At 43.0% G+C, this 12,976-nt stretch carries 15 protein-coding genes; 9 read left to right on the top strand and 6 right to left on the bottom strand.

Features of this window, described 5'->3' with window-relative positions:
* The first annotated feature begins 7 nt into the window (after nt 1-7).
* Together MSG37_RS01560 and MSG37_RS01565 are read left to right on the top strand one after the other, a co-directional pair.
* On the top strand, nt 8-1,603 hold the full coding sequence (locus MSG37_RS01560; protein WP_248468810.1) for an alkaline phosphatase: 1,596 nt from the start codon (nt 8-10) through the stop codon (nt 1,601-1,603).
* A 136-nt stretch (nt 1,604-1,739) separates the two neighbouring features.
* The gene (locus MSG37_RS01565) at nt 1,740-2,606 is read left to right on the top strand and encodes a hypothetical protein (protein WP_248468811.1); all 867 of its coding nucleotides are present in this window, start codon (nt 1,740-1,742) and stop codon (nt 2,604-2,606) included.
* A 123-nt stretch (nt 2,607-2,729) separates the two neighbouring features.
* Here MSG37_RS01565 and ltaE read toward each other — a convergent pair whose 3' ends face one another.
* The gene (gene ltaE, locus MSG37_RS01570) at nt 2,730-3,746 is read right to left on the bottom strand and encodes a low-specificity L-threonine aldolase (RefSeq protein WP_248468812.1); all 1,017 of its coding nucleotides are present in this window, start codon (nt 3,744-3,746) and stop codon (nt 2,730-2,732) included.
* Nucleotides 3,747-4,083: 337 nt separating this feature from the next.
* On the opposite strand from ltaE, the gene MSG37_RS01575 reads away from it, so the two are divergent.
* Nucleotides 4,084-4,722, top strand: a complete 639-nt coding sequence (locus MSG37_RS01575) for a trimeric intracellular cation channel family protein (protein ID WP_248468813.1) — start codon at nt 4,084-4,086, stop codon at nt 4,720-4,722.
* A 128-nt stretch (nt 4,723-4,850) separates the two neighbouring features.
* On the opposite strand, the gene MSG37_RS01580 is transcribed toward MSG37_RS01575, so the two are convergent.
* The 3 genes from MSG37_RS01580 to MSG37_RS01590 all read right to left on the bottom strand — a co-directional run bounded on the left by MSG37_RS01580 (nt 4,851) and on the right by MSG37_RS01590 (nt 7,389).
* Complete coding sequence (locus MSG37_RS01580; RefSeq protein WP_248468814.1) at nt 4,851-5,675, bottom strand: mechanosensitive ion channel domain-containing protein; 825 nt, start codon at nt 5,673-5,675, stop codon at nt 4,851-4,853.
* A 28-nt stretch (nt 5,676-5,703) separates the two neighbouring features.
* A complete protein-coding gene (locus MSG37_RS01585; RefSeq protein WP_248468815.1) occupies nt 5,704-6,393 on the bottom strand; it encodes an OmpA family protein in 690 nt (229 codons plus the stop codon).
* A gap of 582 nt (nt 6,394-6,975) precedes the next feature.
* Nucleotides 6,976-7,389, bottom strand: coding sequence for a PACE efflux transporter (locus tag MSG37_RS01590; protein WP_248468816.1), 414 nt, complete (start codon nt 7,387-7,389; stop codon nt 6,976-6,978).
* A gap of 84 nt (nt 7,390-7,473) precedes the next feature.
* On the opposite strand from MSG37_RS01590, the gene MSG37_RS01595 reads away from it, so the two are divergent.
* The gene (locus tag MSG37_RS01595) at nt 7,474-8,355 is read left to right on the top strand and encodes a LysR family transcriptional regulator (RefSeq protein ID WP_248468817.1); all 882 of its coding nucleotides are present in this window, start codon (nt 7,474-7,476) and stop codon (nt 8,353-8,355) included.
* A 17-nt stretch (nt 8,356-8,372) separates the two neighbouring features.
* A complete protein-coding gene (locus tag MSG37_RS01600; RefSeq protein ID WP_248468818.1) occupies nt 8,373-9,203 on the top strand; it encodes a hypothetical protein in 831 nt (276 codons plus the stop codon).
* A gap of 71 nt (nt 9,204-9,274) precedes the next feature.
* Here MSG37_RS01600 and MSG37_RS01605 read toward each other — a convergent pair whose 3' ends face one another.
* Complete coding sequence (locus tag MSG37_RS01605; protein WP_248468819.1) at nt 9,275-9,838, bottom strand: DUF4136 domain-containing protein; 564 nt, start codon at nt 9,836-9,838, stop codon at nt 9,275-9,277.
* Between the two features lie 166 nt (nt 9,839-10,004).
* On the opposite strand from MSG37_RS01605, the gene MSG37_RS01610 reads away from it, so the two are divergent.
* The 4 genes from MSG37_RS01610 (at nt 10,005) to ruvX (ending at nt 11,881) form a co-directional block, all read left to right on the top strand.
* Nucleotides 10,005-10,325: a hypothetical protein gene (locus tag MSG37_RS01610; protein WP_248468820.1), complete on the top strand. Its 321-nt coding sequence runs from the start codon at nt 10,005-10,007 to the stop codon at nt 10,323-10,325.
* Between the two features lie 160 nt (nt 10,326-10,485).
* On the top strand, nt 10,486-10,815 hold the full coding sequence (gene yciH / locus MSG37_RS01615) for a stress response translation initiation inhibitor YciH (RefSeq protein ID WP_248468821.1): 330 nt from the start codon (nt 10,486-10,488) through the stop codon (nt 10,813-10,815).
* A gap of 39 nt (nt 10,816-10,854) precedes the next feature.
* The gene (locus tag MSG37_RS01620) at nt 10,855-11,415 is read left to right on the top strand and encodes a YqgE/AlgH family protein (protein ID WP_248468822.1); all 561 of its coding nucleotides are present in this window, start codon (nt 10,855-10,857) and stop codon (nt 11,413-11,415) included.
* 40 nt (nt 11,416-11,455) lie between these two features.
* Complete coding sequence (gene ruvX, locus MSG37_RS01625; protein ID WP_248468823.1) at nt 11,456-11,881, top strand: Holliday junction resolvase RuvX; 426 nt, start codon at nt 11,456-11,458, stop codon at nt 11,879-11,881.
* 61 nt (nt 11,882-11,942) lie between these two features.
* Here ruvX and hemH read toward each other — a convergent pair whose 3' ends face one another.
* Nucleotides 11,943-12,956 carry a ferrochelatase gene (gene hemH, locus MSG37_RS01630; RefSeq protein WP_248468824.1) on the bottom strand — a complete coding sequence of 338 codons (1,014 nt, stop codon included), beginning with the start codon at nt 12,954-12,956 and terminating at the stop codon, nt 11,943-11,945.
* Nucleotides 12,957-12,976: the final 20 nt, after the last annotated feature.

A 12,976-nucleotide genomic window follows, 5' to 3' on the forward strand; every position in this document is an offset into this window, starting at 1 on the left:
TTTTAAAATGAACAAGAAATTACTCGTATTATCAGTTTCTGCAATGCTGGGACTTGCCGCTTGTAGTGATGATGGTGATAAAGGTGAAACTGGCGATAACGGCAAAGACTGGACAGCCGTAAATCAATGGTATGTAGACGGGCAGTCTCGCGTAGCTAAGGCGCAAGAGATGACGGTTAATAACGAAGCTGGTGCTGCAAAAAATATCATTCTATTTGTTGGCGATGGTATGGGCGTATCAACGGTTACCGCCGCGCGCATTTTAGAGGGACAACTTAAAGGCCAAACCGGTGAGGAAAACTCGCTATCGTTTGAAACCTTGCCTTATGTTGGCTTAGCAAAAACTTATAATGTTGACGGCCAAACGCCAGATTCAGCTGGCACCATGACGGCTATGGTCACAGGGGTTAAAACCGATGTGGGTGTAATTGGTCAAGCAGAAGGCGTGATTCGTGGTAACTGTGCCTCAACCGAAGGTCAAAACTTAGTGACATCTTTAGAGCTTGCCGCCATGGCCGGATTATCTACTGGTGTGGTATCAACAGCGCGTATAACTCATGCAACGCCAGCTGCAACTTATGCCCATGCACCTGAGCGTAACTGGGAAAACGATGCTGATTTACCAGAAGAAGCAGTGACTAATGGCTGCGCAGATATCGCCTCTCAGCTACTCGCATTTGATTATGGCTCAGGCTTAAACGTAGTGATGGGCGGCGGTCGCCGTTCGTTTATTCCAACCACAGTCACCGATCCTGAAGGCAAGTCTGGCCGACGTTTAGATAACCGCGATTTAACTAATGAGTGGTTAACTAAGTATGACAACTCAGCCTATGTGGCAGACAGAGATGAGTTTTTAGCGCTAGATCCTATGACAACAGACCATGCACTTGGGCTATTTAACTCATCTCACATGGAGTATGAGTTAGACCGCAGTACAGATGGCGTTAACGGTGAGCCTTCGCTTGCTGAAATGACGGCTAAATCCATCGATATTTTGCAGAAAAACACCAAAGGCTTTGTGTTAATTGTTGAAGCTGGCCGAATTGACCATGCTCACCACGCGGGTAACGCTGCTCGCGCTTTACACGACACCATTGCATTATCTGAGGCGGTACGCGTGGCGATGGAAAAAACATCGGCTGACGATACCCTGTTAATGGTGACAGCAGATCACAGCCATGTATTTACCATTGCTGGCTACCCAACTCGTGGTAACCCGATTCTTGGCCTAGTTAAAGGTAATGGCTCAGACGGCCAACCAGCTGTAACCAATGCAACTGATGCTAACGGCATGCCTTATACCACAGTGGGTTACACCAATGGCCGTGGCTACGCCAACCTTGAGACTGGTGGTGATGAACGTTACGGCTTTGAAGTTGCTCCGGGGCGCTTTGACCTTAACTATGTTGATACCCAAAGTGCAGGCTTTCACCAAGAAGCGCTGGTTCCGCTAAGTAGTGAAACTCACGCAGGTGAAGACGTTGGCATCTTTGCCCGCGGCCCAGGTTCACACCTTGTTCAGGGCACCGTTGAGCAAAACCACTTGTTCCACGTAATGAATCATGCTGGCAACCTTGTGAGCAAAGCTGAAGCTGCGCAATAAAGGAATGGGAGCTAGCGAACACTAGCTCCGTTTTACAAACAATCTTGGCCACATCGTTATTTTAGTAAACAGATTATGTGGTCATTTTTATTAATGCAAAACTTAGGCATGTGCCATTTTTGCTGTAGGAGTCAACATGCTAGTTTCATATTTTGGCCAATCATGGCGCTCACACAATCTATTTTATAAAGCAGCTATCAACACTGTGGTTAGCATCAGCTTATTAGCGGGCATAGCCTTTAATGCTAGTGCTGCAAGCTGTGAAAGCCTAAGCTCTAATAACATAAGCACTAATAACATAAGCGCTAATAACATAAGCTCTGGCAACATGAGCCCTGAACATCTGCGCGCGACTTATTCAATAACCACCAGCCAAGGTGGACAGCAAAGCTTAACTTTGCTACGTAGTGCCGACCAAGTGATTTATCAGCGTAACGATGTGAGCTTTGAGTTGTGGAATAAACAAGGCGAGTATGTGCGTTATTTCCCTAAACAACAACGCTCTATTTCATATCGCAAAGGCGACTTACTGTCGTTAAACATGCACTTTGATTATCAACAGCTATCGCAAATTGTAGCCCCAAGCACTATTCAGCAGCTAACGGCAGTAAATAGCACACAACCAGCTAAAACAGACCAACTGCAAGCAGCTGGCAATATTGATTTAACTTGCCAGCAAGTGACTCACTACCAAGGCGCGCTGCACAATCAGCAACTGAAACTTGCATGGTTATCTGAGCTAGCGCTACCTGCAAACATGATCATGCTGCAAGGCAAGCAGCAGCTCAATGTCCAGCTGGTTGAGTTGGCTCCACTAAGCTCAGCTGAGTTTGCCGAGCATATTGCGAACTACCGTGATATGGATTTTGCCGATGTGGGTGACAATGAGTCAGATCCTTTTATTGCACAAATGATCCACCAAGGTTTTATTCAGCATGGTAGCTCAGGCTTTTACGACAGCCACGGCAATGCATTATCAAGTGGCGCAGACCACCAGCATTGAATAATCTTGGCCAAAAATGATAACCACCGACTAAAGTCGTTAGCATATGGCGGAAAACAAAAAACCTAGGCAATCGCCTAGGTTTTTTATTATGAGTATTTGCTGCTAAATATACGCTGTTTGCTAGCTGCGGCTTAATAAGCCTTTTAGCTCAGCGATAAAGCGAACAATATCAGCTCTTGAAATATCAGCATGGGTAACCAAACGGATGGTTTTGCCCGGGCTTAATAAAATGCCTTTTGCCTTTAGGTCAACGGCTAACTCTTTGACATTAATATCATCACTCACCTGAGCAAACACCATATTGGTTTGCACTTGCGACATATCAACACTAAAGCCATCAATGTTTGCGAGTTCATTTGCTAAAAACGCTGCGTTGTCATGATCTTCCGCTAAGCGTTCAACCTGCTCTGTTAAAGCCAATGTTGCAGCTGAAGCTAAAATACCCGCTTGACGCATACCGCCACCTAGCACTTTACGCCAGCGTCTTGCTTTAGTGATTAAACGCTCGTCGCCCAATAAAATCGAGCCAACTGGTGCACACAAACCTTTAGACAAACAGATTGAAACCGAGTCAAAATACTGGGTAATGTCTGTCATCGGAATATTTTGTGCAACGGCAGCGTTAGCAACACGGGCACCATCTAGATGAATTTTCAAACCACGCTCAAATGCCAAAGCTTGTGCTTGCGCTAAGTAGGCTTGCGGTACAACTTTACCGCCGATGGTATTTTCAAGGCTTAATAAACGAGTACGAGCAAAATGAATATCGTCTGGTTTAATTGCCGCTTCAATGTCACTCAGTAAAATACTGCCATCTGCTTGGTTAGTTAGTGGTTGTGGCTGAATACTGCCTAATACTGCCGCCCCGCCGCCTTCAAACTTATAGTTATGTGCTTGCTGACCACATAAGTATTCGTCACCACGCTCACAATGTGCCATTAACGCCAGTAAGTTAGCTTGAGTACCTGAAGAGGTGAACAATGCATTGTCATAACCAAACATCTCTGCGGCCATGTCTTCAAGGTAGTTAACACTTGGATCATCGCCATAAACATCATCACCAACTTCAGCCTGGCTAATGGCGCTGCGCATTGCAGCTGTTGGCTTAGTGACCGTATCACTGCGAAAATCAATCATTGTGAACCTCAAGTCTATAAATCTAGTTTTATCAAATAGTGGCCAATATTACTGCGCCAAGCAAACAACTACCAGCAAAAATCCAAAGTTTACAAACCGTAATAAACACCACCAAAACTACTGATTGATAAATTAGCCTGCATATTCAACAACTATGAACATAACTAAAATATAAATCTAATCATAAAATAAACAAAACACCGTATATTATGCGACACAGCTCACACCAGAAAAAGAATGCATTAGAAAATGTAATGCAACAATTCAACTTTTATCATTGTATTTAAGCCGTAAAAACAGGCAAAATCGTCTCCCTTTTATTTAGCTCGTGCAAATCATGTTAGAAGTTAAAATTATCAGCTTTTTGTGGCTTATCGGCATATTAGCCGAAGCCATGACCGGCGCACTGGCTGCGGGTAAAAAACAGATGGACCTGTTTGGCGTAGTTATTATTGGCTGTGTAACAGCTATTGGTGGTGGCACCTTGCGCGACATATTGCTTGGCAACTATCCATTGATCTGGATTGAAAACGTCCATTATCTTATTGCGATTGCCGCCGCATCATTACTCACGGTAATGATAGCCCCGGTAATGCGTCATTTATCTAAGTTATTTTTAGCTATCGATGCCGTTGGCTTAGCTGTGTTTTCGATTATTGGCGCTCAAAAAACCTTAACCTTAGGTTTTAGCCCTGAAATTGCGATTGTTATGGGCGTGGTAACTGGGGTTTTTGGTGGGGTGATCCGCGACATTTTGTGTAACCAGGTACCGCTAATTTTTAAGAAAGAGCTTTATGCGCTGGTGGCTCTGTTAACTGCCGCCGCTTATGTAGCGATGAAGAGCTATGGTGTGCCAGAGTGGATTAACTTATCGATTTCATTAGCCTTTGGCTTTAGTTTTCGCATGCTTGCGATCCATTATAAATGGTCAATGCCAAAATTTGATTATCAGTATCAGTCTGATAACGCGCATTAATACTATTAAAATTAAAAAAGGTCGGCATAAGCCGACCTTTTTATTATCTATCCCCATCTAACTAACACGAGCTGACTGACTCAAGCTATCTAACTTAAGCTATCTAAAGCCTGTCAGCATAGTGGCTATTAAGCTGCAGGGGTTTCTTTTACATACAAATCCATTTGCGGATAAGGAATACCGATGCCTGCTTCATCAAGTGCAATCTTAATTTGCTCAAGAATTTCAAAGTGCGCAGGCCAGTAGTCAGAGCCTTTAACCCAAGGGCGAACAACAAAGTTAACTGATGAATCAGCAAGCTCAGCAACCGCAACCGTATAAGCAGGATCTTTAAGTACATACTGATTGTTATCTAAAATCGAAGTTAGCACTTTCTTAGTTTCTGCCAAGTTAGCATCGTAAGAAACACCGATAACTAAATCTAAACGACGCGTGGCCATCGCTGAGTAGTTGATAATTGTGCCGTCCATCATTGCTGAGTTTGGCGCGATAATCGCTTTATTATCCGGTGTTAGTAGTTTAGTTGAGAAGATAGTGATTTCATCAACTGTACCCGCAATGCCGGCTGCTTCTACATAGTCACCCACACGGCATGGTCTAAATAGCACCATCAAAACGCCCGCCGCAAAGTTTGAAAGTGAGCCTTGCAGCGCCAAACCAACGGCTAAACCCGCGGCACCGATTACAGCGACGAGTGACGCTGTTTGCACCCCAATCTGCCCAAGCGTTGCCACAATGGTAAATACAAACACCAGTGCCCAAGCAATGTTAGCGACAAACGAAACAACTGTGTTGTCGACCTTGCGCTTTTCGAGCAATTTGGTCGTGAGATTTTTAGCGACATTCGATAAGAATTTACCGATTATAAAAATGATAATGGCAAACAAGATCTTCATGCCATAAGTGACAATGAGTTCTGGTGCTTGGTCCATTAACCCTTGCAAGTTATCCATGTATATACTCCCTTAAATTAAAAACAAACTATTGAACGTTTACTAAAAACTCAACGCGTCGATTCTTTTCTCGACCATACGCGGTTTGGTTACTAGCAGCAGGGTAAACACTACCCATGCCCTTAACCTGAAATCTGTCTGCTGCAAACCCAAATTGCTGCACTAACACCTTTTTCACTTGTTGTGCCCGCTCAACAGATAAATGCTGATTAAAGCGCGCTTCGCCAATCGAATCTGTATGACCAATTAGCACTAAAGGCACATTCGTTGCGTTCAGCCAGCGAGACAAGCCTACAAATACTTGTTGCTGCGACATCAGTACTTGCGCTTTAGCAAACTCAAACCTAACAGCAATTGATGACATTTCTGAGCACGAACTCGGAAAAAGTTGCCCGTTACTGGTGTTAAAACAATAGTTTGGCATCACAGCCAAACTTGGTGTTAACCTCAATGCTTGTTGCTCATGACTACAGCCGCTGGCATCGACCCTTTGATTTGCGACTGTTTTGGCGCAGGCATCTTTTCTATCTGGCACGCCGTCAACATCAGTATCTTGCCATTGCCGAATAGGTGCATCAGCAGCCATTGCGCTGTTTATCGTTGAGCTTAACAAGCAAATTAAAAGCAAAGCTGTTTTATATAAAACATTACGAAGCCAACCAGCGCTATTCAAAGTCATGCTAGAGCTAATCCCACTCGCCGTTGTTGCTATCTTCATTTATCCGCCTTTACTCAGTGCGACTTAATATTGTGATAGGCAATATGTATAACCTTGAAGATAAAACCCAACCGCTAGCCTCAGCTTAAAGCCCCAACCATCAAGCGACAACATTTTAACCCAAGAAACACAAAAACACAGTCAAATAATTAACTTATGCATTACAAGCATAGTTAATATCTTCTAATTTTCGATTTTTATCTGCAGTACAAACCTTTTGTATGCCAATCAGTAGTACTTATTGTTGTGGAGGATGCTTGTAGAGAGTTGTTGTGGAGAGTTGTTGTGGAGAATAGTCGTAGCGAAAAGTGGTGATGATGAGCTGTAGAGAATAGCTGTGGTGAAAAGTAGCAATAAATAATGCTGCAGCAATCGAGAATAAGATTGGTCATTGAAATGACCAAATCAATGGCAATTGCGATTAGAATTTTTGCTATAAAAATGCCGCTGCTACACAGTAACAGCGGCAAGTTAGCAATTGAACTAATACCAATCAGTATAGGTGTCATGCATTGGTTTTCAATTTCAGCCCCTTTCAAACAATACAAAACTTTGTATTACTTTTTAAGTTAGGTAGAAACCTTATTGCGCCGGCTTTAATCTAAGACGAATATTGTCGTAACACCAGTTAAATGCAATCGCATAAAAGAAGAAGAAAATTAAAAATACAGCTTCTAACGCTAACGACTGCAGTAGCGTAATCTCTAAGAACCATGCAACCACTGGTACAGTGATAAAGACAATCCCGCCCTCAAAACCAAAGGTATGGCCAATTCGAGTCTTTAATGTTCTGTTTGCTCTGTCTGCACCAAATTGCTTATCGAACCATATGTTGTAAAAATAGTTCCATACTACCGTGTAGAGACTCAGTCCCACGCCCACGGCCAACATTGAGCTAGCCTGCTTGCCAGAAAACAATGATGCAGCAGGTACTATGATAGCCAGTGCTACCGCTTCAAAAAGAATGGCGTGAATTACTCTATCTTTAAATGTCATTACAAATCACTCTACAGTTAAGTTGCAGTCATTATCATCTTTAACTACGATAGATAAAAATTAGATACCATCGCTTTTACTGATATGTTAACTATCGAACAATTGCTTTCTTTCGTCACTACCGTTGAAACAGGCTCTTTCTCTGCTGCTGCAAGAAAGTTAGGTAAAGTGCAATCAGCGATAAGCCAGCACATCATCAATTTAGAGATCGATACTAACCAAGCTCTATTTGACAGAAGCAGCCGTTACCCCATTCTCACCAAGGCGGGAGAACAATTACTGCCCCAAGCTAAAGCGGTTATCGCCCAGCACCAACGATTGAATCTACAAGTGCTGGCGCTAGACAAGCAAGATGAGCTAAAACTGACTCTCGCTGTTGATGAAGCAATCCCCTATAACAAGTTCACCGCACTGTTAAAAACCTTATCAAGCCAATATCCGCAGCTTGAGATTGAGCTACTGTGTGCCTCGAGTATGGATATCATTCATCTGGTTGATAGTAAACGCGCGAACTTAGGGATTGTATTTAGCGAACTCACTTATCCTGAAAGCATAGATTTTGAGTCTCTTGGCACTGTGCAGTTTGAGCTTTTAGTCAGCCCAGAGCATCCTCTGGCGCAAGAGACCTCATCACATATCGACGTGCTGAAATTGCATCGCCAACTGCTGATTGGCTCTAAAGGTAATCATCAAGGTTGGTTCAACACGCCACACTCTCCTGATGTTTGGCATGCCGATAACTATTACATGTTGTTTGAGCTGGCTAAAGCAGGCTTTGGCTGGGCCTTATTGCCACTTCACCTTTGTGAAGAAGCGTTAGCTAACCAACAACTTTGCAAGCTTAAGATTGATTTCGAGCAACTTGGTTGGCAGGCTAACGTTGATGTGATTCAGCACAAAAGTCGCTGTGAAAATGAATTTAATAAACAAGTTAGAGCGTTAATGCGTGGCTTGTTGCATAAATAAAGTTTAAAGGGATCATAATGGAAATCTGTACAGCCGCAGCTTTGACAGCATTGCTCAGCGATAAACAGCAATGCGCAAATCTCAAAGAGCTTGAATTGAGAGGGCGAGAAATTAGCAGTCTACCTGCCGAGATCGCCAACTTAAGCTCACTAGAAACCTTGCGTTTATCAGGGACCGAAGTCATCGAGCTACCTAAAGAGCTAGGACAATTAACAAAGTTAACAAAGCTTGAACTTGATATGTCTGGCACAAAGCGACTTCCAGCAGAAATCGGCAATCTAGTCTGTTTAGAAACGCTCAGTATTGACTATCCCGCCATGACAACACTACCAACGCAAATTACTGCGCTACCTAATTTAAAACAATTAAATTTTACCAGTTGTGAAAACGATGCTTTACCAGAACAGATCTGGCAGATTACATCCCTCGAGAAGCTCGATCTATCTAGCACATGTCATGAGATTGAAACCTTATCTAAAGAGATAGGTAATTTAATTAACTTAAAGCAATTAATCCTAAATGGCTGCTGTTTGCAGGAGTTACCAATAGAGATAGGCAAACTCGCGTCCTTAGAAACGCTAGATTTATCAGATAATGTCTGCCTCAATCAGTTACCAACAGAAATCGGCGACTTGAGCCAGTTAAAAGAGCTAAACCTATACTGCTGTGAACTTGAGGTATTACCAAAAGAGATCGGCAAGCTCACTAACCTAATAAAGCTAGATTTAAGCTACTCCTTGCTAACCGAATTGCCTGATGAAATAGAAAACTTAACCGCGTTGCAGTCTCTTGGTTTAAGGGATTTACAGTTATCCAATATACCCAAGTCACTAGCTCATTTGGCTTAGACGCTTAAGATCTAAATTCAAGACATAAAAAAACGGCCAATAGGCCGTTTTTTATAAATAACTTAAGTAAATTACTTGCCTTCAGGCTTAGGCGGATAGTTAAGTAGTAATGCACCAACCGCTTCATTAACGACTTCAACACGCTCTTCAGGTGTGTCTTTATCGCGCATCGTATCAGCTACTGAGCCTCTCCAGATAAGCTTGCCCGTTTTAGTGTTTACCATATCTAAGATTAAGGTACCCACTTCATATTCACGAACGGTAGTTTGTGTATGACCTACACCACCACCCCAGCCCCAACCAGGACCATAATATGGGTTATAACCATAGTTAGTATTAAAGGTATCTACATTAATCTTCTTATCCACTTTCGTTAGATAATTAACCAAAATATCTGCTGTTGCAGCATCGCCCTTAGCCAGTCCTTTTAGTTGCAACTGATCGTCAACAGCCTTACGCACACGTTGATCCATTAGCCCGTCTAAATGATAAGTCGCATCTTCGGTTTTCTTCTCTACCCAGGCGTAGGTTTTCACTTCATTAAAGTTTACCCCTGGATCATAATCCGAGCTTGTCTTAAGTGAGCTACATGCACTTAATGCTAACGCAGCAATAATCACCAATAACTTATTCATGTTCTCTCCAACAATAATCTTATATATTTTGACTGCTTATTATTCAGCTTACAGAGCAATTTATTAATCTACAACTCAATTTTGGTAAATCTCTGTGTTGTTAAGCTTGACTTAAGAAAACCACTTAATGATAATGATTATCAATTAACCCGTTGAGAGTGTCGTTATGTTTTGGTTTATCGCAGCGTTTGCAATCGCTAGTGTTGTATTTATTATCACTCCAGAAAAAGTCTCTAGTCATCAAGATTCTAAGCCGTCTGCAGTCGATAAGCTCAGTCAACATTCTTTAGTTATTTTGCCAATACTAGTGCTTAGCTGGCTGATTATTGCCATTGCTAGTGCGCCTGTAACTCACTTTGCAGGTACCGCAATCGGTTTTGTATTGACCTCTTGCGCTATTGCGCTGCCAAGCACTCACAAATATATCGCCTTATTAGCAAGCCTCACATTTGCATCACTGCTGATAGAGCTAGCGCTTTATTTGTAGCACTTAGCTCTAGTCGCCAATAGACACGCACCAATAGAGATAGCGAGTCAGGTTGATCCTCAGCCTGCCTCCTTTACCATAAGTTTCTCCTCACAGCCCTCTCCCTTAACCTTAGTAACTTTGTTAAACTGCAGACATAAGTTCATCAACGACCATATATATGAAATCCGATCCAAACGTATCTTTAGTCTATAGCACAGACGTAGGACGTATTGCGCCTGAAAAACAAACCCAATCGGCTCCAGAAGGCGACGGTATAGTTAGAATTCATAAAGACAGTAAAGGGCGTAAAGGCAAAGGCGTTTCAGTAATTAAGGGTTTAGGCCTGCAAGAAAAAGAACTTAAAGCCCTTGCGCAAAAACTCAAAAAGCAATGTGGCTGCGGCGGTACAGTAAAAGACTTCACTATTGAAGTACAAACCGACAATAGAGAGCAGATTAAGACCCTACTCGAAAAACTTAATTATACTGTCAAATTGGCGGGCGGCTAATCACATTTTGATTAGTATTAGCCTTATATGGAAAAGTCTATGGACAGTTTACAAAACCACTTCTTAATCGCTATGCCCTCTTTGCAGGACACCTATTTTGAACGCTCACTGATCTACATCTGTGAACATGATGAAAAAGGCGCGATGGGCATAGTAGTCAATAAGCCAAGTGGCATTATTGTTGATGAGTTACTGCAGCAAATGGAATTAACTGAAGAGCCTGCGCCTGTGACCTCGTTAGCTGGCGAAGTATTACTTGGTGGCCCAGTGAATCCTGAGCGCGGCTTTGTATTACATACTACTCAAGATTGCTGGAATAACAGCGATGCGGTTACAGAGCAAATAATGCTTACCACCTCGCAAGATGTGCTAGCTAGCTTAGGCTCAGAACAAGCACCTGAGAAGTTTTTAATCGCACTCGGTTATGCCGGTTGGACTCGTGGTCAGCTAGAGCAAGAGATTATTGAAAACACTTGGCTTTCAATCCCAGCTACCGCAGAGCTATTGTTTGATGTTGACCATGATGCTCGCTGGCAACAAGCGACAGAATCCCTTGGCTTTGATATTTGGCAATTGTCTAACCTTGCAGGCCATGCGTAAAAACAACGTGTTATATACACTTTAATAGGAACAGATTGAGATGGGCGATAAAAGCGTCTTAGGTTTTGATTACGGCACTAAAAGTATAGGCATCGCGATAGGCCAAGAGATCACAGCGACAGCAAGACCTCTATTATCAATAAAGGCAGTTGATGGTATTCCTAAATGGGAAGAAATTGGCGCACTTATCACTGAATGGAAACCCGACCTAATTGTTGTCGGCTTGCCACTCAACATGGATGGCACTGAGCAAGAGATGACCCAAAGAGCGCGCAAATTTGCTAATCGCTTAAGTGGCCGTTTTGGTGTTAAGGTTGCGACTCAAGATGAACGTCTTACGACTGCAGATGCCAAAGCACGACTGTTTGAAATGGGCGGCTATAAAGCGCTGACCAAAGGCCAAGTAGATGCCATGTCAGCAGTATTGATTGTTGAAAGCTACTTTGAAAATCAATACGGCGAGTAAAAAATATCTGTAAAAAAGGGAGGCTTAGCCTCCCTTTTGCTTTCTGTAACCCTTAAAAAATCTAAATATGTGGCTTAACAATATTCGCCATCATCTTAATGTGGGCATCATCATCGTTTAGCGCGGCAATATAGCGATAGTTTTCACCACCCGCCTCTTCAAAGATCTCACGGTTTTCACCGGCAATCTCCTCCAGTGTTTCTAAACAGTCGGCGCTAAATGCCGGGCACACAACAGCGATATCTTTAACCCCCTCTTTAGGGAGCGACTCCATCGTTGCATCTGTATATGGCGTTAGCCACTTAGCTTTACCGAAGCGCGACTGGAACGTAGTGATATATTGATCTTCGCTAAGCCCGAGTTTTTCAACCACCAGCTTAGTGGTTTTCATGCAGAAGCAATAATAAGGATCGCCCAAGTGTAAATTACGCTCTGGCATACCGTGGTAGGACAATACTAACTTTTGCGGCTGACCATTTAACTCAAAGTCTTTGGCAATTGATGCCGCTAAAGCGTCAATAAAGTCTGGGTGGTCATGATAGGTATTGATAAAGTGCAAAGCAGGCAGATAACGCCAGCTGGTTAGCTCTTTAGCTATGGCGTCAAAAGCAGACGCAGTGGTTGGCGCGGCGTATTGCGGATACAGCGGCAACACCACCATTTTATCAATGCCATCTTGATGCATTCTTTTAAGCGTTGAAGCGACTGACGGCTCACCGTAACGCATACAAAACTCTACCGAAACATCTTCGCCAGCCTGTTCAAAATGGCTAGCTAACTTTTGTGTTTGACGACGAGTGATATCCATTAATGGCGAGCCCTGCTCAGTCCATACCTGCTGATAAAGCGCTGCAGACTTTGCTGGACGAACTCGTAGAATAATCCCGTGTAAAATCATCATCCAAATTAACTTAGGTATTTCAACCACACGCGGATCAGCTAAAAACTCAGCAAGGTAGCGCCTAACAGCTGACGCTGTTGGCTCGTCCGGCGTGCCTAAATTAACCAATAATATGCCGGTTTTACCACGTTTTTTATGACCAATCTCTTTAGTTAACCCCGAAAACTTAGCCAAGATAACTCCTTAAGGTTCAA

The organism is Shewanella sp. 1CM18E, assembly GCF_023161665.1.
Lineage (GTDB): Bacteria > Pseudomonadota > Gammaproteobacteria > Enterobacterales > Shewanellaceae > Shewanella.